Genomic DNA, 20933 nt, shown 5'->3' with positions numbered 1-20933 from the left:
CTGGCCCCAATTCGCTAATCGGCTAAGGCACTGATAGCGAAAACAGGAGCCCCCATGTCCGGACACGGCACGCCCATCCCGATGACCTCGCATCCCTGCGGTCCGCTGACCGGAACGGCAGAGGTGCCCGGCGACAAGTCGATCTCGCACCGGTCGCTGATTTTGGGCGCGATGGCGGTGGGTGAGACGAAGATTTCCGGCCTGCTGGAAGGTGAGGATGTTCTGGATACCGCCAAGGCCATGCGCGCCTTTGGGGCTGAGGTTACGGATCATGGTGGCGGTGAATGGACCGTGCATGGCGTGGGCGTTGGCGGCTTTGCCGAGCCGGATCAGGTGATTGATTGCGGCAATTCGGGCACGGGTGTGCGGCTGATCATGGGCGCGATGGCGACCTGCCCGATCTCAGCCACGTTTACCGGCGATGCCAGCCTGAACAAACGCCCCATGGCGCGGGTGACGGACCCGCTGGCGCTGTTTGGGGCGCAATCGGTTGGTCGCTCGGGTGGGCGTTTGCCGATGACCATTGTAGGTGCCGCCGAACCGGTTCCGGTGCGCTATGAGGTTCCCGTTCCGTCGGCGCAGGTGAAATCCGCCGTGCTGCTGGCCGGTCTGAACGCACCGGGCAAAACCGTGGTGATCGAAAAAGAGGCCACCCGCGACCATTCCGAACGGATGCTGGCCGGGTTCGGCGCAGAGATCACCGTTGAGGATACCGATGAGGGCCGGGTGATCACCCTGACCGGTCGTCCTGAGTTGAAACCGCAGGTTATTGCCGTGCCGCGTGACCCGTCCAGCGCGGCGTTCCCGGTTTGCGCGGCGCTGATCACGCCGGGTTCGGATGTGCTGGTGCCGGGTATTGGCCTGAACCCGACCCGCGCGGGGCTGTTTACCACGCTGCGCGAGATGGGTGCGGACCTGACTTATGAGAATGAGCGCGAAGAGGGTGGCGAGCCGGTCGCTGACCTGCGCGCGAAATACTCGCCCAACATGAAGGGCATCAACGTGCCGCCGGAACGCGCGGCCTCGATGATTGACGAATACCCGGTGCTGTCTGTGGTTGCGGCCAATGCCACGGGCACCACGATGATGGGCGGGGTGAAAGAGCTGCGCGTCAAGGAAAGCGACCGGATCGACGCCATGGCCCGCGGGTTGCGTGCCAATGGCGTGACCGTGGATGAGGGCGAGGATTGGTGGTCGATTGACGGTCTGGGCATCGGCAATGTCCCCGGCAGCGGCACCTGCGAGAGCTTTCTGGATCACCGCATCGCCATGTCGTTCATGGTGATGGGAATGGGAGCGAAATCGCCGGTCTCGGTTGATGATGGCGGCCCGATTGCGACTTCGTTCCCGATTTTTGAACCGCTGATGGCTGCGCTGGGCGCCAAGGTCGTACGCACATGAGCTTTACGGTCGCCATAGACGGCCCTGCAGCTGCTGGGAAGGGCACGATCTCGAAAGGGGTTGCGGCACATTTCGGCTTTGCGCATCTGGACACCGGGCTTTTGTACCGCGCGGTGGGGCGGCGGACGCTGGAAGGGATGGAGCCCATCGCGGCGGCCGAGGCCCTGACCGCCGAGGAGTTGCAGCAGGGCGATCTGCGCACGGCCGAGATCGCTCAGGCCGCGTCGAAAGTGGCGGTGATCCCCGAGGTCCGCGCGGCTTTGGTCGATTTCCAGCGCGCCTTTGCCCGACGGGATAGCGGCGCAGTGCTAGACGGGCGTGACATCGGAACCGTGATCTGCCCCGAGGCCGAGGCCAAGCTGTTCGTCACCGCCAGCGCCGAGGTGCGCGCTGAACGGCGGTATCTGGAACTGAGCGCCAAGGGCGACGATGTGACCCGTGAACAGGTCCTTGCTGATGTGCGCGAGCGCGATGCCCGCGATGCCGAGCGGAGTACAGCCCCGATGAAACCGGCTGAGGATGCCGTTTTGCTGGATACTTCGGACCTCAGCGTCGAAGAGGCCCTGGCACAGGCCATTACGCTCATCGCAGAACGCAAGCCCGCGACGCCGTAGCGCCGCGGGTGATCGCTGCGAGGTGTCGGGATTACAGCTCGCCGACTGCGATGCTTTTGATTTTCGACCACTGACCATCAGCTGTTTTCGCTGTGCCGGGGACGTCTTTCAGGAAGGCGGCGCGGGTTTCTGCATTCAGGAACAGGTACAGCTTGCCATCTGCAATAAGGTACTGATCCGGGTCGCCATCAAATTTCTTCCCGACCGACACACCGAACGAGCAGAAACCGCCATGTTGGGGCAGATACGCCGCCGGGTTGGCCTCGAACGCGGCGAGGTTATCCGCCGAGGTGAAATAGTACGATGCGCCATCATAAGTCGCCGAGTGGTTGGCAAAGCCTTCCACCGGATTGCCATTTGTCACCAGCGCCACCAGGTCGACACCATGCGCCGCCAGTGGAGCGCCCGCTGCTGAAATGCCGTTCGAGACGTTGATTTCGTCTGCTGCAAAGGCCGGTGCAGCAACCAAGGGCAGGGCGGCGATCAGGGTGGTCAGGATCAGAGATTTCATTGCGTTTCCTTACGTGCTTTGGGCTCAGAGCGGTCGGGGTATCCGTCGCTGAAACAAATCTAACAACGCTCAACCGAACGAACTATGACAGAAAGGACTTACAGTTTTGCAGATCGTTCAAAATTGCGGCGCTTCTCGGTGATGCCTTCACTAAGCTTTGTTTGGTCACGTGACCTGCTGCCTTTTATGCTGACACTGAAACCAGCGGGAGCCTCGCCATGATCCGACTAGCCTTTTTCATGATATTTCTGGCCACAGGTCTGGCTGCCCAAGAGGCGCAAGAGACCCCGGTACTGGAACCTCCCATGACCTATGAACGGCTGGGTAAAATTCTGTTTGCATTGGATCCCGAGGCACTGCCGCAAGGTCCGGGTTTTCAACTAACATTGGGCGACGTCCCGGTTTTTGTCGTTACTGATATCAACGCCGACCGGATGCGGGCCATGGTGGCGATTGTCAGTGCGGACGATCTGTCGCCAACGGATCTGCAGCGCGTGATGCAAGCGAATTTCGACAGTACTTTGGATGCACGCTATGCCATAGCCAATGGTACATTGTGGGCGGCCTATATCCATCCGTTGTCGGCGCTTGAGAAGGATCAGCTGATCTCGGGTCTGGCGCAGACAGTGAATATCGCCAAGACATATGGCACGCTCTATTCCGGTGGTGCGGCCGAGTTTGGGGGCGGTGACAGTCAGGGTTTGCAGCGCGCCCTGATCGAAGAGCTTTTGAAGAAGGGCGAGGAAATCTGAACGCCGATGTCGCGGCGCAGACTTCTGCTATCTGACAACATTTCCAAAGCACCGGTCATAGGCTCTGGCTAGGTTAGGGAAAGCTGTTATAGTCCCCCAAAACAAGGGGGAGCAGAGCCTAATGAGCAAGCGTTTGAGCAAGATTACCATCGTGGGTGGTGGCACAGCGGGGTGGATGACCGCGTTGATCCTCGAGATGGTGTTTTCCCGCACTTCCGCCCCCAAGGATCGCCCCCGCATCTGCCTGATCGAAAGCCCAAATATCTCGACCGTGGGTGTGGGCGAAGCAACCGTGCCGCGTATGCCGGTCACACTGCGTCAGGCAGGCATATCCGAGCGCGATTTCTTCCGCGAAACCAACGCGTCGTTCAAATTGGGTGTGAAGTTCTGCAACTGGAACAAGGACGCCAAGGGCAATCGTATCGACTATATGAACCCATTCGCGCATGGCCAGTTGCTGGAAGGGTTGGAGGCCTCGGAATATTTCCTGCGCTTCGGCAACGGGGATCGGGATTTTACTCAATCCATTGCCCCGCATGATGATCTTGCGCGGCTGTGCAAAGGTGCGCGTCCTTTGGGCGCGCCGGAGTTCGAACAACGGTTCGGCTATGCCTACCATCTGGACGCGGTGAAATTCGCCGGGATGCTGACGAAGGTTTGCACCAAACGTGGCGTCGAGCATATTCAGGATGAGGTTCAGGCGGTTGAACTGGACGAACAGGGCAATGTCAGCCACCTGATGCTTGAACGCAAAGGCCGTCATGACATCGAGATGGTCGTGGATTGCACCGGATTCCGGGGGTTGATCATCAATCAGGCTCTGGGTGAGCCGTTCATGGATTATTCGGACTATCTGCCCAATGACCGGGCCATGGCGTTGCAGGTCGAACATCCCAATCCGGAGAAGATCGAAAGCGCTACGCGCTCGACCGCGTTGGGGGCGGGTTGGACGTGGCGAGTGCCATTGTTCAATCGCGTAGGCACGGGCTATGTGTATTCTTCGGCGCATCGGACGGATGATCAGGCAGCCGATGAATATCTTGAGTGGCTGGGTGACAGCGGCAAGGGTCTTACGCCACGTGTGATCCCGATGCGGGTTGGGCGAGTGCGCAATGCCTGGGTTAAGAACTGTGTGGCCATCGGCCTATCGGGCGGCTTTATTGAGCCGCTGGAAAGCACCGCGATCCATATGATCGACCACGCCATCCGTTGGTTCGCGGAACATCTGCCGACGCGTGACATCGAGCCGTCGTTGCGCGCGCGCTACAACCGGCAGATGGACAAGCTCTACAATGAGGTGCTGGAATTCATCTGTCTGCATTACCGGTTGGGCAACCGCACGGATGACCAATACTGGATCGACGCGCGGACCGAGATGAAAATCCCCGATCGTCTGGCTGAGAATCTTGAGCTTTGGCAGCACCGCCTGCCGATGGAGCATGATGTGGAGTTCGCCACCCTGTTCGACCATCGCGTATTCCAGACGGTACTGTTGGGCAAGCAAGTCTATGACACGGGCTATGGTACAGGTATCCGTGACCGTATCCGACCGCTGAAGAAACCGATTTGGTTCCAGTGGTGGAAGGGTGCGAAGGTAGACCTTGCGCAGATACTCAAATCCATGCCGGACCACAAAACGCTGCTGCGCGATATTCGTGGCGAGCTTGAGAAACCGGCCTTCGGCAAGCCAGCCAAACCGACAGTGGCGATGCCTGGCACGAAACCGGCCCCAGTGGCGGTCCAGAACATGCCGAACTTTGCCGAGATTCAAAGTGGTGCAAAGGATCTGCAACTGTTTTGAGAAGTCTGGGCGCTTTGCGGCGCCGCGTCTTTAGCATGGAAAGGGCGGTGAATTGATCCCGCCCTTTTTGCATTTGGAGTGCTTGTCTAACCAGCATTAGAATGTAATAACATTACAAAAAATTTTGTGACGAGGTTTGCCATGCGACGAAACAAGACCGGGCGAGGCGGTCGTAATCTTTGCAGCGGTCTAAAGCGGCGGTGCAGGGTATCTCCGATGCGAACCTATGATTCCCTGCCGCCTGAATTGCGCGGCTGGTTGGCAGCGGCATGCCTGCCGTGGAGCCCGGCCTCGGCGCTGAAGATCTGGAACCGGTCTGGCGGATCGACGGATATTGCCGGGGCGCTGTCCCGATTGGATGCCATCGAACGGTCGATGTTGCAGAAGGACGCAGGCATCTGGCGCATGAAAGATAGCGGAGCAGCCAGTAACTAAGGGCTTTGCTCTTGCACATTACCTGAATTCGGCCTATACGCGCGCTGTCTGAACAAGGGCGGTCAACGTCCGGATGACGTATCTGAGCAGGGCCGGGTTACCTCGGCCCTTTGTGTTTGTGTAATCGGATGCGCACCGGGTCACGCCAGAGGACACCATGAAACAAGACCGGCGGAGACAACCGCTCGGCCAGCAAAATCGTACTGTAAAGGAAAACAACGCCACATGGCTAACGCATCCATGGAGGAATTCGAAGCCCTCCTGAACGAAAGCTTCGAAATGGACACGCCCGAAGAGGGTTCTGTTGTCAAAGGCAAGGTTCTGGCGATCGAAGCCGGCCAAGCCATCATCGACGTCGGCTACAAAATGGAAGGCCGCGTTGATCTGAAAGAATTCGCAAATCCCGGCGAAGCCCCTGAAATTGCTGTAGGCGACGAGGTCGAAGTTTACCTGCGCGCCGCAGAAAACGCCCGTGGCGAAGCCGTCATCTCGCGCGAGATGGCCCGCCGTGAAGAGGCATGGGACCGTCTGGAAAAAGCATATGCCGACGACCAGCGCGTCGAAGGTGCAATCTTTGGCCGCGTCAAAGGTGGCTTCACCGTCGATCTGGGTGGCGCAGTTGCGTTCCTGCCCGGCTCGCAGGTTGACGTCCGCCCCGTGCGCGACGCTGGCCCGCTGATGGGTCTGAAGCAGCCGTTCCAGATTCTGAAAATGGACCGCCGCCGTGGCAACATCGTTGTGTCGCGTCGCGCAATCCTGGAAGAATCGCGTGCCGAACAGCGTGCCGAAGTTATCGGCAACCTGTCCGAAGGTCAGACCGTCGAGGGTGTCGTCAAAAACATCACCGAATACGGTGCATTTGTTGACCTCGGCGGCGTTGACGGCCTGCTGCACGTCACCGACATGGCATGGCGTCGTGTGAACCACCCGTCCGAGATCCTGACGATCGGCGAAACCATCAAGGTTCAGGTCATCAAGATCAACAAAGAAACCCACCGCATCAGCCTGGGCATGAAGCAGCTGCAGGAAGATCCGTGGGATCTGGTTGCTGCGAAATACCCGCTGGGCTCGGTCCATCAGGGTCGCGTCACCAACATCACTGACTACGGCGCGTTCGTCGAGCTGGAAGCCGGTGTCGAAGGTCTGGTGCACGTCTCCGAGATGTCCTGGACCAAGAAAAACGTCCACCCCGGCAAGATCGTTTCGACCAGCCAGGAAGTCGACGTCATGGTTCTGGAAATCGACGGCGCCAAGCGTCGCGTGTCTCTGGGCTTGAAGCAGACTCAGCGCAACCCGTGGGAAGTGTTTGCAGAAACGCACCCCGAGGGCACCGAGGTCGAAGGCGAAGTCAAGAACATCACCGAATTCGGTCTGTTCATTGGCCTCGAAGGCGACATCGACGGCATGGTTCACCTGTCCGACTTGTCCTGGGACGAGCGTGGCGAGGATGCGATCCAGAACTACCGCAAAGGCGACATGGTTTCGGCCGTTGTCTCGGAAGTTGATGTCGAAAAAGAGCGTATCTCGCTGTCGATCAAAGCCCTGGGCGGTGACAAGTTCGCCGAAGCCGTGGGCGGCGTGAAGCGTGGCTCGGTCATCACTGTCGAAGTCACTGCGATCGAAGATGGTGGTATCGAGGTGGATTACGAAGGCATGAAATCCTTCATCCGCCGCTCGGACCTGTCGCGTGACCGCGCCGAGCAGCGCCCCGAGCGTTTCTCGACCGGTGACAAGGTCGACGTCCGCGTCACCAACGTTGACAGCAAAACCCGCCGTCTGGGTCTTTCGATCAAGGCGCGCGAAATCGCCGAAGAGAAAGAGGCCGTAGAACAGTACGGTTCGTCGGACTCGGGCGCGTCGCTGGGCGACATCCTGGGTGCAGCGCTGAAGTCGGGCGACTAAGCCCGGACCTCAGTCCAAGCAGAATTTGCGGCCCCGCATGAGAGTGCGGGGCCGTTTTTGTTGCGAATCAACACGTTCCGATTTGCAGGCTTTATTCATCTGTGGTTCACGATTTGCAGGCCAATTCCCCGACAAGTGCAAAAATTCGCGTGAGTTTGACGTAGAATCAAGGTCGCACACACAGAGTCAACGTTCCCCCGAACCAAGTTTTTTTCTATAGTGATCAGAATAATAGACATGGTAATCCGGTCGCCTGGGAGGGTAACGCACATGATCCGTTCAGAACTGATTCAGAAAATCGCCGACGAGAACCCGCATCTCTACCAACGCGACGTCGAGCGGATCGTGAATACTGTGTTCGAAGAAGTGACGGATGCCATGGCCCGCGGGGACCGGGTGGAACTGCGCGGATTTGGCGCGTTTTCCGTCAAAAAGCGCGACGCGCGGGTTGGCCGTAACCCTCGGACAGGTGAGACTGTTCAGGTGGAAGAAAAATGTGTTCCATTTTTCAAGACAGGCAAGTTGCTAAGGGACCGTTTGAACGGTAAAGCCTAAGGCATGATGCGCTACATTCGATATGCTTTTCTGGCGACCCTCGGGATCGTCCTGATCTCGGTCTCGCTGGCCAACCGCGAAGCCGTTGAACTGACATTGATGCCTCAGGCGATTGCCGATCTGGTCGGGGTCAATTTCAGCATTTCGCTGCCGTTGTTTATTGTGGTTCTGGGTAGCATCGTGGCCGGTCTGGTCATCGGTTTCCTGTGGGAATGGCTGCGCGAGCACAAGCACCGCGCAGATGCGTCGGCCAAGACCGGCGAAGTCCGCAAGCTTGAGCGTGAGGTCAAGAAGCTCAAGAAGAAACAGAACGAAGGCAAGGACGAGGTCCTCGCCATTCTGGATGAGGCCAGCTAAGGCACCATGTCCGGTATTTCGGTCAAAATATGCGGCCTGACCGCCCCTGAGCACGTGCGCGCAGCAGCTGAGGCCGGCGCGCGGTATGTGGGCTTTGTCTTTTTTCCAAAATCGCCGCGACACCTAGAGATTGAGGCCGCGGCCGCGATGGCCCACCTTGTGCCTGTCGGAGTGGCCAAAGTTGCGCTGACTGTCAATGCCTCGGACGCGGAACTGGACAGGCTTGTCGCGGATGTACCGCTGGACATGTTGCAACTGCATGGCAAGGAAAGCCCCGACCGCGTGGCTGATATCCGGCAGCGTTACGGCCTGCCTGTGATGAAGGCCATAGGTGTGGCCGAGCCCGAAGATCTAATGGCGATTGATCTGTATTCTGAGGTGGCCGACCAATTGCTTATCGACGCTAAGCCGCCTCGCAACGCCGAATTGCCCGGCGGGAACGGTTTGGCCTTTGACTGGCGCCTGCTGGCTGGGCGCAAATACTGGCGGCGTCCGTGGATGTTGGCGGGTGGCCTGACCCCTGACAACGTGGCCGAGGCTGTCCGCATGACCGGGGCACAACAGGTCGATGTATCCACGGGGGTCGAAAGCGCGCCGGGGGTCAAGGATGCCGGTCTGATCCGCGCATTTGTTGACGCAGCAAGCTGATACGTTTTGCCATGGCAAATCCCGCCGCTACCTCCTATGAACAACGGGAATGACGAGGGAGACACCCATGGCCAACGATCTTTTCAATTCCTTCATGTCCGGCCCGGATGAGCAGGGCCGTTTTGGCATCTTCGGCGGACGGTTTGTCAGCGAGACCCTGATGCCGTTGATCCTGTCGCTGGAAGAGGAATACGAGAAGGCCAAAGACGATTCGACCTTCTGGGCCGAGATGGATGATCTGTGGGCGAACTATGTGGGTCGTCCCTCGCCGCTGTATTTCGCGGAACGCCTGACCGAACACTTGGGCGGCGCGAAGATCTACCTCAAGCGCGACGAGCTGAACCACACCGGCGCGCACAAGATCAACAACGTGCTGGGCCAAATCATTCTGGCGCGCCGTATGGGCAAGACCCGGATCATCGCCGAAACCGGCGCAGGGCAGCACGGCGTGGCCACCGCCACGGTCTGCGCCAAGTTCGGCTTGAAGTGCATCGTCTATATGGGTGCCCATGACGTGCAGCGTCAGGCCCCCAACGTGTTCCGTATGCGCCTGCTGGGGGCCGAGGTGATTCCGGTCACGTCCGGTCGTGGCACGCTGAAAGACGCGATGAATGACGCGCTGCGCGATTGGGTGACGAATGTGCGCGACACGTTTTACTGTATTGGCACCGTAGCCGGTCCACACCCTTACCCTGCAATGGTCCGCGATTTCCAGTCGATTATCGGCAAGGAAGCCAAGGAACAGATGTTGAAGGCCGAAGGCCGTCTGCCCGACACGATCATTGCAGCCATCGGTGGCGGATCGAACGCGATGGGCCTGTTCTACCCGTTCCTTGACGACAAATCGGTCAATATCATCGGGGTCGAGGCCGGTGGCAAAGGTGTAAACGAGAAGATGGAGCATTGCGCCTCGCTGACCGGCGGTCGTCCTGGCGTGCTGCATGGCAACCGCACCTATCTGCTGCAGGATGATGACGGTCAGATTCTGGAAGGCTATTCGATTTCGGCCGGTCTGGACTATCCCGGTATCGGGCCGGAACATTCGTGGCTGAACGATATTGGCCGCGCGAACTATGTCTCGATCACCGACAAAGAAGCACTCGAGGCGTTCCAGCTCTGCTGCGCTACCGAAGGGATTATCCCGGCGCTGGAACCCAGCCACGCGCTGGCCCACGTGATGAAAATTGCGCCCGACCTGCCCAAGGATCACCTGATCTGCATGAACATGTGCGGGCGCGGCGATAAGGATGTGCAGACCGTGGCCAAGTATCTGAACTTCGATATGTCAGATACCGAAGGGCGTACGGCGGGCTAAGCGCCATAGCGTTAAACGTTTGGAGCCGGCCCCAAAACAGGGCCGGTTTTTTTGACCGCGCCCACAAGAGGGCCCCGCGCGGCGGTCTATTGATGTCGCAAACCAGAGGTTCAGTCAGGTCTCAATCGCCTGCAGCCGCGTGGTCGCGTAGTATATCCAGCGGGACCACTTCTAAGGCGCGTTGGTGTGTGGCCTCAAGGTGTACCATGGGCGCGCAGCCTTCGTCATGCGCTTGCAGGAACCGCCCGGCGCACAGGCACCAACGATCCCCGGGTTTGAGGCCGGGAAAGTCGAACTCTGGTCGAGGGGTGCTCAGGTCGTTGCCGACATATTTGGAAAAAGCCAGAAACTCGGCTGTCATCACAGCGCAGACGGTGTGGCTGCCCTGATCCTCGGGGCAGGTGTTGCAAGCGCCGTCGCGAAAGAACCCGGTCAGCGGATCGCGGGAACAGGGCGCAAGCACGCCGCCCAGTACATTTATGCTGTCCTGTTTCTGCATAATCCGACTTTACAGGCTTTGCGCGATGCTGCGGAACATTTCTACATTGGCCTCATTCACCCCGTCATCGCGGAATTTACGGTCCGCGCCGGTTGTTACGATCAGAACGCCCCGAGGCTGATCGAAATAGATATATTGGCCATAGACGCCGCGGGCCAGAAACTCACCCTCATGCGCGCCGACGGGAATCCACCACTGATAGCCATACCCGATCTTGCCCGCCTGTGTTGGGGCGCTGGGCAGAACGGATTCGGCGATCCAGTCGGCAGGGACCAGTTGCTGCCCCCCATAGGTGCCATTTTGTAGGATCATCTGCCCAAAGCGGGCGAAATCACGGGTGGTAAAGTTCAGCCCGCCCAACACAAAGGCCACTCCGGCACCGTCCGCCACATAGTAACCATCCTGTTCCAGACCTAGCGGCTGAACGATCTTTTCGGTCAACAGATCCGAGACGCTGCGCCCGGTCGCCCCTCGGATCACCATGCCAATGACATGTGTGTCGATGGACACGTATTGCCATTGCGCGCCGGGTTCTACGAAAGTCTCCTGCAACGAGGCCGCGAAATCGTCCAACTCACCACCCAAGGCCACCACGCGACCCATCCGATTGATATCGGAGTTCGGGTCGAAATAGTCTTCGTTAAAGGTGACGCCGCTTGCCATGTTCAGCACGTTGCGGACTGTTGCGCCATCATAGGCCGTTCCCGCCAGCTTGGGCGCATATTGCACCACTGGATCGTCCAGCGACCCGATCGCGCCTTCGGCCAGCAGGATGCCGAACAGGGCCGATAGATAGCTTTTCGCAACCGACCACGAAATCCGGTGATCGTCGGGACCGGTGCCCAGGTAATATTCCTCGAACCGGATCTCGCCATCCTGCATCACCAGCAGGGACGTCACTGCCCGGTCCTCGATCCATTGATCGGTGCCCTCGGGCAGGTCGAATCCAGCGCCATAGGGCAATTCGCTGGTTGGGCCGTTGCCACGGGGCAGGGCGACCGTTAGAAACGCCTCATCCATATGAGAGAAATTGTGGACGATCTTATCTTCGGAGAACAAAGAGTTCACGGCCAAGAGCCGCTGAATTTCCTCGCGCTTCCAGACCCCGACAACGATTGCGGCCAGCGCCAGCATCAAGGCGACGCGCAACATCCACTTCAGCAGTGATCTCATATGTCTCCTCCCATAGACGTGCCGCATTGGACCGCGTGCAGCAGCCATCTGCAATCAGGACGTTACGGCAAGAGCTAAGGGGCTATTTGAACTTATCCAGCAGTTTCTGCATCGCCGAGCGGTCATCAACCTGTGGTTCCGGCTTTGGTTGGGGCGCAGGTTTTTGCGCTTTGTCTGCAGTTTTCGACGATCGCGGCGGCGCGGTGCGCATGGCAACCGCGTTCATGAACTTGCCACCGTCACCATCGGCCAGATGCCCTGCACCATCCGAGACACCGCGTAGCACATCATCCAACCAGTCGGTATCAGCCTTGGCGAAGTCGCCCAGAACATAGGGCGAGACCATCTCTTTCCGCCCCGGGTGCCCGATCCCAAGGCGCACCCGGTCATAGGCGGGGCTGATATGTTCGTGGATTGACCGCAGTCCATTGTGCCCCGCATGCCCGCCGCCTGCCTTGACTCGCACTTTGCCAGGGACAAGGTCCAACTCGTCATGGAAAACGGTCACGTCGGTTGAGTCCAGCTTGTAGAACCGCATCGCCTCGCCCACGGACTGGCCTGAGCGGTTCATGAAGGTTTGCGGCTTGATCAGCAGAACCTTTTCACGGCCAAGACGACCTTCGGCGATCTCGGCCTGAAACTTGGATTTCCAGGGGCCGAAATTGTGATCTTCGGCAATCCGGTCCACGGCCATAAAGCCGATATTGTGCCGGTTGCGAGCATATTTCGATCCGGGGTTCCCTAATCCGACAAACAGTTTCATAAGCGCGCCCTTGTCTGATGCTACAGGTTGATGCCACGGTTTGCCCCCTGCTTTCCAGCCCACAGGGCAAAAGAAAACGGGGCCTGGATCAGGCCCCGCTTCAAACTCCAAACACCGGGTCTGGGTTTATTCTTCGGCTGCGTCCTGGCCGACGACTTCAACCTCATCCGCGGCCACTTCTTCGCCTTCCTCATCGTCGCTGGACGACAGGCCGGTCGGGGCCGAGATGTTGGCGATCACGAAGTCACGGTCAATGGTCGGCTTGGTGCCTGCGGGCAGGTCAACCGACGAGATGGTGACAACGTCGTTGATGTTCAGACCGGTCAGATCAATGGTGATCTTCTCAGGAATGTCACCAGCGGTGCAGACCAGCTCAACCTCGGGACGGACAACCGTCAGAACGCCGCCCTTCTTGATGCCGGGCGCTTCGTCTTCGTTGACGAACTCAACGGGGATGAACAGCGCGATCTTGGTGGTCCGACGCAGACGCATCAGGTCCAGGTGGGTCGGCAGGTCTTTGACAACGTCACGCTGAACGTCGCGGCAGATGACGCGAACGTCTTCGTGGCCTTCAACCTTCAGGTTCCACAGGGTCGACTTGAAGCGGCCTGCTTTCAGGCGCTTGAACAGAACGTTGAACGGGATGTTGATCGGCAGCGGCTCTTTGTCGCCACCAAAAACAATGCCCGGAACCATGCCGTCGCGGCGTGCCTGACGAGCGGCGCCCTTGCCTGTCCCCGTCCGTTCCAGAGCTACGAGATCAGGAATCTCTCCAGCCATGATAATTCTCCAAATGTTAGGGCGGGCATCCTCCAAGGCTGTATGCCCGCGTGAAGCCGCGTCCTTAGCTTGATTCATTGGATTTGGAAAGGGCTTTTTCGAGCCATCGTTTTTTTGCGAGGCTCTGCCTCGCGCTCCGGGATATTTGGGACCAGATGAAGAGCGGATCCAGACTTCATCTGGCTGAAAATATCCCGGGGGAGGCGCCCGGAACGGGCGGCGGGGGCAGAGCCCCCTGACCCAGTGATCACTTTTGCCAACGGCCCCCGAAATCTTCGGGCACCAACAGGTTGTGCGGCCCGACGTCCCCGAGATTGCGTTCACCGCACAGCGCCATTGTTGTGTCGAGTTCCTTGTGGATCACCTCCAGCGCGGTGGTGACACCTTTTTGTCCCATCGCTCCCAGACCATAGACAAAGGCGCGGCCAATATAGGTGCCTTGCGCACCCAAGGCGACGGCTTTCAAGACGTCCTGGCCCGAGCGTATGCCGCTGTCCAGATGGACTTCAACATCACTGCCTACGGCGTCCATGATTTCGGGCAGTACCCGGATTGAACTGAGCGCGCCGTCCAGTTGGCGACCGCCGTGGTTTGAGACAACAATCGCATCCGCCCCCAGCTTAGCGGCCATCTTTGCGTCTTCGGCGTCCAAAATGCCCTTGAGGATCACCTTGCCGCCCCATTGCTCCATCAGCTTTTCGACCTTGTTCCAGTCGAGGCTGGGGTCGAACTGCTCGGCCGTCCACGCGCCAAGGGACGAAGCATCCGATATCCCTTCGACATGGCCGACGATGTTGCCGAATTCGCGGCGCTTGGCGCCCAGCATCTCAATCCCCCAGGACCATTTGGTCATGAGGTTTGCGATGGTTTTGGGCGTCAGCTTTGGTGGTGCAGACAGGCCGTTCTTGAGGTCTTTGTGCCGTTGGCCCAGGATTTGTAGATCCAGTGTAATGACCAACGCGGAACACTTGGCGTCCTTGGCTCGTTGAATGAGGCGGCTGACATAGTCCTGATCTTTCATCGTATAGAGCTGAAACCAGAACGGTTTGGTCGTGTGCTCTGCCACGTCTTCGATCGAGTTGATCGACATGGTGGACAGGGTGAAGGGCACTCCGAACTCCTCGGCGGCTTTGGCGGCCTTCATCTCTCCGTCCGCGTGTTGCATGCCCGTCAGACCGACCGGGGCCAAGGCGACCGGCATTGACACGTCCTGACCAATCATCTGCGATGCGGTTGAACGCCCTGACATATCGACGGCAACCCTTTGCCGTAGGCGGATGTCATCGAAATCCGAGCTGTTGTCGCGGAAGGTCTGCTCGGTCCAGCTGCCGCTTTCCGCATAGTCATAGAACATACGCGGGACACGCCGCTCATAGATGCGTTTGAGGTCTTCTATGTTGGTGATGACGGGCATGAAGCAGGCTTTCGTAGGATTGGTTCACTTTATTTACCAATCTTTATGCCGCGTCGCAATGTAAGGTTTGAGCAGGATTTTAGTGCGCCAACACAAAACCGCGACTGGGGCCTCCAGGCGCGGTTCATGGTCTTGATGTCGAGCAGGGCAGGGTCAGGCGGAGTGTGCGCCGTCAGATAGGGATTTTACGAAATCCAGAACCTCGGCCACCGGTTTGCCATCCGCGATTTGGCTGACAATGGCGGATCCCACTACGGCCCCGTCAGCAACGCTTGCAATGGCCTGCGATTTCTCGGGCGTGTTGATGCCAAAGCCGACGATGACGGGCAGGTCTGTGGCGGATTTGATGCGGGCCACTTCGGGGCCGACATTGGTGGCCTGGGCCTCGGCCGCGCCGGTGATACCGGTGATTGAGACATAGTACACAAAGCCGGACGTGTTCTGCAAAACGCGCGGTAGGCGCTTGTCGTCGGTCGTCGGGGTCGCAAGGCGGATGAAGTTCAGACCTGCATCCTGCGCAGGCAGGCAGAGTTCGTCGTCTTCTTCGGGTGGCAAGTCCACCACGATCAGCCCGTCGATGCCAGCTGCTTTGGCATCGGCCAAAAAGGTTTCTACCCCACGGCTGTAGATCGGGTTGTAGTATCCCATCAGAACAATTGGCGTCGTGTCATCCGTTTCGCGGAATGCACTGGCCAGGTCCAACGTGCGCTGCAAGGTCATCCCTCCGTCCAGGGCACGCTGACCTGCGGCCTGGATGGTCGGACCATCCGCCATAGGATCGGTGAAAGGCAGGCCAAGCTCGATCACGTCCACACCGGCCCCCGGCAATCCTTTGACGATCTCAAGCGAGGTGTCAAAGTCGGGATCACCAGCCATGATATAGGCAACGAAAGCCTTTTTACCCTCGGCCTTGAGAGCGGCGAACTTGGCGTCGATACGGGTCATCTGCGGTCCTTGCATTCAGGTTTGAACCTGATGTGCAGAAACTTTCGCCGGAAATCAATCCCGACCGCTCAGATTGGCCTAGAACCCGTAGTGATACCGCAGGAACAGTGCGTTGACGCCGGGGTTGAAGCTTTCTGTGCTGGCGTTCGACTTGTGAGTGACAGCCAGCGAAATGGCGTTGCCGCTGTCCAAAGTATAGCCAACACCCAGAAGGCTACGAATCTGAAAGCCACCACCCAAGTCATTGTCGCCGTTAGAGGCGTTAAAGTAGCCTGGCATCACACTCAACTCAGCGAACCAGCGATCCGAGAAGGAATAGATGCCCACCAGACCTGCGCCGATATGCGTGTCACCGTCGGTGTCGACAGTCAGGGCTGTACCCAGACCAGCGCTGAAACGCGTTGCTTCGTGAAACGGGCGATGCTGGTATTCTAGCGAAAAGACGCCCTGATCGTCGCCGTTGCCGTTAGAAAAATCCGCAAAACCCGCGCCAAAGATGACAGATTGGGCCTGTACCGAGGTTGCAGCCACGAGCAAGGCGACAGAAGTAAGTAACGCTTTCATTGGGTTCTTCGTCAATTAATTGTGTGTGTGTTCCTAATTGGGGACCATGACCCGCGCGGTTCAACTCACGCAAGTACAAATACCGTAACGGTTTAGTGAAGCTGCGGTGGCCATCTGCCGGTTGCACCGCTTGGGTTGCGCATTTTCCACAACCCGCCTAGAAGACGCCGTCACATCGCTTCAGGAGGCCGCAATGGGCTTTAAAATGGGAATCGTGGGTCTGCCGAATGTGGGCAAGTCGACCTTGTTCAACGCGCTGACCAAGACTGCCGCGGCGCAAGCGGCGAATTTCCCGTTCTGCACCATCGAGCCGAATGTGGGCGACGTGGCCGTGCCGGACGAGCGTTTGGACAAGCTGGCGGCAATTGCGTTCTCGAAGCAAATCATCCCGACGCGCATGACCTTCGTGGACATCGCCGGTCTGGTGAAGGGGGCGTCAAAGGGCGAGGGGCTGGGCAATCAGTTTCTGGCCAATATCCGTGAGACCGACGCGATCGCCCATGTGTTGCGCTGTTTCGAAGATGGCGATGTGACCCATGTGGATGGCCGTGTCGACCCGGTGGCTGATGCTGACACGATCGAGACCGAACTGATGCTGGCCGATCTGGAAAGCATCGAAAAGCGCCGCGCCAATCTGGTGCGCAAGCTGAAGGGCAACGACAAAGAGGCGCAGCAACAAGACCGCCTGCTGGCCGAAGCGCAGGCTATGCTGGAAAGCGGTAAACCCGCGCGGTTGGTTGAGGTTACGGCCGAGGACGCCAAGGCGTGGAAGATGCTGCAACTGCTGACCACCAAACCGGTTCTGTATGTCTGCAACGTGTCCGAAGAAGAAGCCGCCGAGGGCAATGAATATTCCGCCAAGGTCGCTGAAATGGCTGCCGCGCAGGGCAATTCTCACGTCATCATCAGCGCCAAGATCGAAGAAGAGATTAGCCTGCTGGAAGCAGACGAAGCCGAGATGTTCCTGACCGAGATGGGTTTGGAAGAACCCGGCCTCGACCGTCTGATCCGCGCCGGTTACGACCTGCTCAAGCTGGAAACCTATTTCACCGTCGGCCCGAAAGAGGCCCGGGCCTGGACCATTCGCACCGGCACCGCGGCACCGCAGGCCGCTGGCGTTATCCACGGTGATTTTGAAAAAGGCTTCATCCGCGCCGAGACCATCGCCTATGACGACTACATCGCCGCTAATGGCGAGCAAGGAGCCAAGGAGGCAGGCAAGATGCGCGCCGAGGGCAAGGGCTACATCGTCAAGGACGGCGATGTGATGCACTTTTTGTTTAACAACTGAGCCCGTCTGGCAAACGTCTGTATCAAAGCTTTTCGTTCAGACTGCAATGGCTGATCAGCCACCCGCCGTCAGGTTGCCGGTACAAAACGTTAAGGGATGTCCCGTAACCGGTCGTCCCTTCACTAAAGTGGACAAGGCACCAGCCGATTTGACCGTCGATGCCGGCCTGAACAACCGTAACGATTTTGTCCTCGCCACCTTCCTCAACCCATTCAGAATGGGTAGCTTCTATAGCCTTTCGGCCTTTGGCTGCAGGGCCGTAGGGCGAAAATAGTTGTGCGTCATCCATAAAGAATGACGCACAACCAGTTGCATCTTTTAACCGATAGCAATCAACATACTTGTCATACAATTTCTGAAAAACTTCTACTGCGGTCATCCGAAGCCTCTCCGTGTTGCCCTTGCCGTGTATTACAGGCGAGTTTCTTGAGTAAGACAAGAATGCGTTCAAAGGTATGCTCGCCTGCAGACGGTGCTTTTCCCGCAGGTTAATACGGCTAAAGTGGTCGTCGGCCCGTTATTGGAAAACTCGAATATGATCGAAATCCGCGACCTCCAACTCCTTAGCGCCCTTGCGCGACACCAACATTTCGCCAAGGCAGCTGAGGAATGCGGGATATCGCAGCCCGCGTTCTCGATGCGCATCCGCAATCTTGAGGACCGGTTGGGTGTCTCGATCGTCCGTCGTGCCAACCGGTTTCAGGGCCTCACCGAAGAGGGCGAGATGATGGTTCGTCGGGCACGGCGGATATTGGATGATTCCAAGGCGCTGGAGCAACAAGTGCTGGCCGCGCGGGGAGAGATTACGGGCACGTTGATCCTAGGGGTCATTCCGACGGCGATCGCTTTCACCGGGCGGCTGATCAAGCGTTTGCAGCAGGCGCATCCACGCATCCTGTCGCGGATTGAGACCATGTCGGCCAGCGCCATTCAGCACCGGCTGGATGAGGGAAGTCTGGACGCGGGCATCACCTATGGCGACAGTATCGGCACCGATCTGCGGCAGGTGCAGCCTCTGTACGAGGAAACCTATGTGCTGCTTGTGCCTTCGCATATGACCGAACAGACGGGTCCGATCCCCTGGGCACAGGTGGCCGAATTTCCGATCAGCCTACTTGAGCCGCAGATGCAGAACCGCCGCATTCTGGATCGAATATTCGCCGAACAGGGCCTGCATCCGCATGTGGTGGCGGAAACCAGTGGGTTTACCGCCTCGATGGTCATGGCGCGCGAGGGGCTGGCAGCTACTGTTGTTCCGCGCGTTCTGGTGCGTGCTTTGGGCGATTTGCGGGGCACCAAGGTGCTGCCGCTGGTCGATCCTGTTGTCAGCAAACCGATTTGTCTGGCCACCCTAACGCGCGAGCCCGAATTACCCACGGTCGAGGCTTTGCGCACCGTCGTCGCCTCATTGCGGTGATAAGCTGTCGTTATCGTGCGATTGCGATAAGAGATTTGACGATATGCTGGTCTGATGAGACACGGGGCCTTAATCGGAGGGCATCATGGCACCATTAGACACCAAGCCATCAGGCGCACCCAAGGGCGTCTGGAAGTCAGGTAAAGGCAAGGGGCGGCACACGCCCAAAGGCCGTCAGTTCACGGATGAGGCACAGGCCGAAGTTGCGCGCCTGCTGGGCGCCCGCCCGCGCCGTCGCGATCTGCTGATCGAATTCCTGCATTTGATTCAAGACGAACACGGCCATATCAGCGCCGACCACATCGCCGCTCTGGCGGTCGAGATGCGCATCGGTCAGGCCGAGATCTATGAGACCGCCACCTTTTATGCCCATTTCGATGTGGTGAAAGAGGATGAGACGCCTCCGCCCGCGCTGACGATCCGTGTCTGTGATTCCCTGTCCTGCGAAATGGCCGGTGCCCAGCAGTTGCAGAAGGCGCTGGAGGATGGTCTGGATGCGTCGGAGGTTCGCGTCGTGCGTGCGCCTTGCATGGGTCGTTGTGACACCGCGCCTGTGCTTGAGATCGGTCACAACCATATCGACCACGCGACCCCCGAAAAGGTCCAAGCCGCGATTGCTGCCGATGATACGCATGCGCATCTGCCCGACTACGAAACCTTTGCAGCTTATGAAGCAAACGGCGGCTACGCCAAGCTGAAAGAACTGCGCGACAGCGGTGATTGGGAGCAGGTGCAGGAAGACGTCCTGTCCTCGGGCCTGCGTGGTCTGGGCGGTGCCGGCTTCCCGTCGGGCAAGAAATGGGGCTTTGTTCGTATGAACGAAGGCACTCGCTATCTGGCTGTGAACGGCGACGAGGGCGAACCCGGCACGTTCAAAGACCGTTACTACCTTGAGCGCACGCCGCACGTTTTCCTTGAGGGCATGCTGATCGCCGCATGGGCGGTCGAGGCCGAGACCTGCTTTATCTACATGCGCGACGAATACCCGGCGGTGCTGGAAATCCTGCACCGTGAGATTGCCGCGCTGGAGCAGGCCGGTATCGTTGCGCCCGGCTATATTGACCTGCGTCGGGGTGCTGGTGCGTACATCTGCGGTGAAGAATCCGCGATGATCGAATCCATCGAGGGCAAAAAGGGCCTGCCGCGCCACCGTCCTCCGTTCGTGGCCCAGGTCGGCGTGTTCAACCGCCCGACCTTGGTCCACAATGTCGAGACGCTGTATTGGGTGTCGAAAATCTGCCGCGAGGGCCCGCAGATTTTGAATTCAGTTGAAAAGAATGGCCGTAAGGGCCTGCGTAGCTACTCGGTCTCGGGCCGTGTCGCGAAGCCGGGTGTTTACTTGTTGCCCGCAGGCTCGACCATTCTTGACGTGATTGATGCCGCCGGTGGCATGGCGGACGGCCATGTATTCAAGGCGTATCAACCGGGCGGGCCGTCGTCAGGTCTTCTCCCCTCCCATATTGACGACGTCCCGCTCGACTTCGACACGTTGCAGCCGCTGGGCACGTTCATCGGGTCGGCTGCCGTGGTGGTTCTGTCCGATCAGGACACGGCCCGCGATGCGGCGCTGAACATGCTGCGGTTTTTCGAGGATGAAAGCTGTGGTCAGTGTACGCCCTGCCGCGCAGGCTGTGAAAAGGCGGTCAAGCTGATGCAGGCCGACAAATGGGACACCGATCTGCTCGAGGATCTGTGTCAGGTGATGGGCGACGCCTCGATCTGTGGTCTGGGGCAGGCGGCTCCGAACCCGATCCGCCTTGTCATCAAACATTTCGCTGACGAAATCTGAAGGGAGA

At 58.7% G+C, this 20933-nt stretch carries 22 protein-coding genes; 13 read left to right on the top strand and 9 right to left on the bottom strand.

Annotated features, from left to right (window positions below):
• The first annotated feature begins 54 nt into the window (after window positions 1-54).
• A complete protein-coding gene (aroA, locus tag GOV80_RS03985; protein WP_170769913.1) occupies window positions 55-1401 on the top strand; it encodes a 3-phosphoshikimate 1-carboxyvinyltransferase in 1347 nt (448 codons plus the stop codon).
• Window positions 1398-2015, top strand: coding sequence for a (d)CMP kinase (locus GOV80_RS03980; protein ID WP_170769914.1), 618 nt, complete (start codon window positions 1398-1400; stop codon window positions 2013-2015). Before aroA ends, GOV80_RS03980 begins: the two co-directional genes overlap by 4 nt.
• Before the next feature lie 31 nt (window positions 2016-2046).
• Here GOV80_RS03980 and GOV80_RS03975 read toward each other — a convergent pair whose 3' ends face one another.
• Window positions 2047-2526 (bottom strand): YHS domain-containing (seleno)protein, encoded by a 480-nt coding sequence (locus GOV80_RS03975; protein WP_170769915.1) that lies wholly within the window; start codon window positions 2524-2526, stop codon window positions 2047-2049.
• A gap of 218 nt (window positions 2527-2744) precedes the next feature.
• Here GOV80_RS03975 and GOV80_RS03970 point away from each other — a divergent pair, with 218 nt between their 5' ends.
• From GOV80_RS03970 to trpB, 8 genes are all read left to right on the top strand, one after another.
• The gene (locus GOV80_RS03970) at window positions 2745-3278 is read left to right on the top strand and encodes a hypothetical protein (protein WP_170782920.1); all 534 of its coding nucleotides are present in this window, start codon (window positions 2745-2747) and stop codon (window positions 3276-3278) included.
• A gap of 121 nt (window positions 3279-3399) precedes the next feature.
• Complete coding sequence (locus GOV80_RS03965) at window positions 3400-5079, top strand: tryptophan halogenase family protein (protein WP_170769917.1); 1680 nt, start codon at window positions 3400-3402, stop codon at window positions 5077-5079.
• Between the two features lie 141 nt (window positions 5080-5220).
• A complete protein-coding gene (locus GOV80_RS03960) occupies window positions 5221-5514 on the top strand; it encodes a DUF6525 family protein (RefSeq protein WP_272871014.1) in 294 nt (97 codons plus the stop codon).
• 225 nt (window positions 5515-5739) lie between these two features.
• Window positions 5740-7416 (top strand): 30S ribosomal protein S1, encoded by a 1677-nt coding sequence (gene rpsA / locus GOV80_RS03955; protein WP_170782918.1) that lies wholly within the window; start codon window positions 5740-5742, stop codon window positions 7414-7416.
• Window positions 7417-7686: 270 nt separating this feature from the next.
• Window positions 7687-7971 carry an integration host factor subunit beta gene (gene ihfB / locus GOV80_RS03950; protein WP_050603110.1) on the top strand — a complete coding sequence of 95 codons (285 nt, stop codon included), beginning with the start codon at window positions 7687-7689 and terminating at the stop codon, window positions 7969-7971.
• Between the two features lie 6 nt (window positions 7972-7977).
• Entirely contained in the window at window positions 7978-8328 is a 351-nt protein-coding gene (locus GOV80_RS03945; protein WP_170783005.1) for a lipopolysaccharide assembly protein LapA domain-containing protein, read from the top strand.
• Between the two features lie 6 nt (window positions 8329-8334).
• Window positions 8335-8976: a phosphoribosylanthranilate isomerase gene (locus GOV80_RS03940; RefSeq protein WP_170782917.1), complete on the top strand. Its 642-nt coding sequence runs from the start codon at window positions 8335-8337 to the stop codon at window positions 8974-8976.
• 67 nt (window positions 8977-9043) lie between these two features.
• Window positions 9044-10291, top strand: coding sequence for a tryptophan synthase subunit beta (trpB, locus tag GOV80_RS03935; RefSeq protein WP_170782916.1), 1248 nt, complete (start codon window positions 9044-9046; stop codon window positions 10289-10291).
• A 121-nt stretch (window positions 10292-10412) separates the two neighbouring features.
• On the opposite strand, the gene GOV80_RS03930 is transcribed toward trpB, so the two are convergent.
• The 7 genes from GOV80_RS03930 to GOV80_RS03900 form a co-directional block, all read right to left on the bottom strand.
• Window positions 10413-10790: a DUF2237 family protein gene (locus tag GOV80_RS03930; protein ID WP_170769922.1), complete on the bottom strand. Its 378-nt coding sequence runs from the start codon at window positions 10788-10790 to the stop codon at window positions 10413-10415.
• A gap of 9 nt (window positions 10791-10799) precedes the next feature.
• Window positions 10800-11963: a serine hydrolase domain-containing protein gene (locus GOV80_RS03925; protein WP_170782915.1), complete on the bottom strand. Its 1164-nt coding sequence runs from the start codon at window positions 11961-11963 to the stop codon at window positions 10800-10802.
• Between the two features lie 82 nt (window positions 11964-12045).
• Window positions 12046-12726 (bottom strand): aminoacyl-tRNA hydrolase, encoded by a 681-nt coding sequence (gene pth, locus GOV80_RS03920; protein WP_170782914.1) that lies wholly within the window; start codon window positions 12724-12726, stop codon window positions 12046-12048.
• A gap of 126 nt (window positions 12727-12852) precedes the next feature.
• Window positions 12853-13506 (bottom strand): 50S ribosomal protein L25/general stress protein Ctc, encoded by a 654-nt coding sequence (locus GOV80_RS03915; protein WP_170769925.1) that lies wholly within the window; start codon window positions 13504-13506, stop codon window positions 12853-12855.
• Window positions 13507-13753: 247 nt separating this feature from the next.
• Window positions 13754-14920, bottom strand: a complete 1167-nt coding sequence (locus GOV80_RS03910) for an alpha-hydroxy acid oxidase (RefSeq protein ID WP_170769926.1) — start codon at window positions 14918-14920, stop codon at window positions 13754-13756.
• A 153-nt stretch (window positions 14921-15073) separates the two neighbouring features.
• A complete protein-coding gene (gene trpA, locus GOV80_RS03905; protein WP_170782913.1) occupies window positions 15074-15865 on the bottom strand; it encodes a tryptophan synthase subunit alpha in 792 nt (263 codons plus the stop codon).
• Window positions 15866-15943: 78 nt separating this feature from the next.
• On the bottom strand, window positions 15944-16429 hold the full coding sequence (locus GOV80_RS03900) for an acyloxyacyl hydrolase (RefSeq protein WP_170782912.1): 486 nt from the start codon (window positions 16427-16429) through the stop codon (window positions 15944-15946).
• A 193-nt stretch (window positions 16430-16622) separates the two neighbouring features.
• Here GOV80_RS03900 and ychF point away from each other — a divergent pair, with 193 nt between their 5' ends.
• Window positions 16623-17720 (top strand): redox-regulated ATPase YchF, encoded by a 1098-nt coding sequence (ychF, locus tag GOV80_RS03895; RefSeq protein WP_170769929.1) that lies wholly within the window; start codon window positions 16623-16625, stop codon window positions 17718-17720.
• A gap of 22 nt (window positions 17721-17742) precedes the next feature.
• Here ychF and GOV80_RS03890 read toward each other — a convergent pair whose 3' ends face one another.
• The gene (locus GOV80_RS03890; protein WP_170782911.1) at window positions 17743-18099 is read right to left on the bottom strand and encodes a YybH family protein; all 357 of its coding nucleotides are present in this window, start codon (window positions 18097-18099) and stop codon (window positions 17743-17745) included.
• Between the two features lie 156 nt (window positions 18100-18255).
• On the opposite strand from GOV80_RS03890, the gene GOV80_RS03885 reads away from it, so the two are divergent.
• Together GOV80_RS03885 and GOV80_RS03880 are read left to right on the top strand one after the other, a co-directional pair.
• Window positions 18256-19137 (top strand): LysR family transcriptional regulator, encoded by an 882-nt coding sequence (locus GOV80_RS03885; protein ID WP_170782910.1) that lies wholly within the window; start codon window positions 18256-18258, stop codon window positions 19135-19137.
• Window positions 19138-19222: 85 nt separating this feature from the next.
• Complete coding sequence (locus GOV80_RS03880; protein WP_170782909.1) at window positions 19223-20926, top strand: NAD(P)H-dependent oxidoreductase subunit E; 1704 nt, start codon at window positions 19223-19225, stop codon at window positions 20924-20926.
• Window positions 20927-20933 lie beyond the last annotated feature (7 nt).

It is taken from the genome of Ruegeria lacuscaerulensis (genome assembly GCF_013034685.1).
Lineage (GTDB): Bacteria > Pseudomonadota > Alphaproteobacteria > Rhodobacterales > Rhodobacteraceae > Ruegeria > Ruegeria lacuscaerulensis_B.
This window is presented reverse-complemented; position numbering and strand designations above follow the sequence as displayed.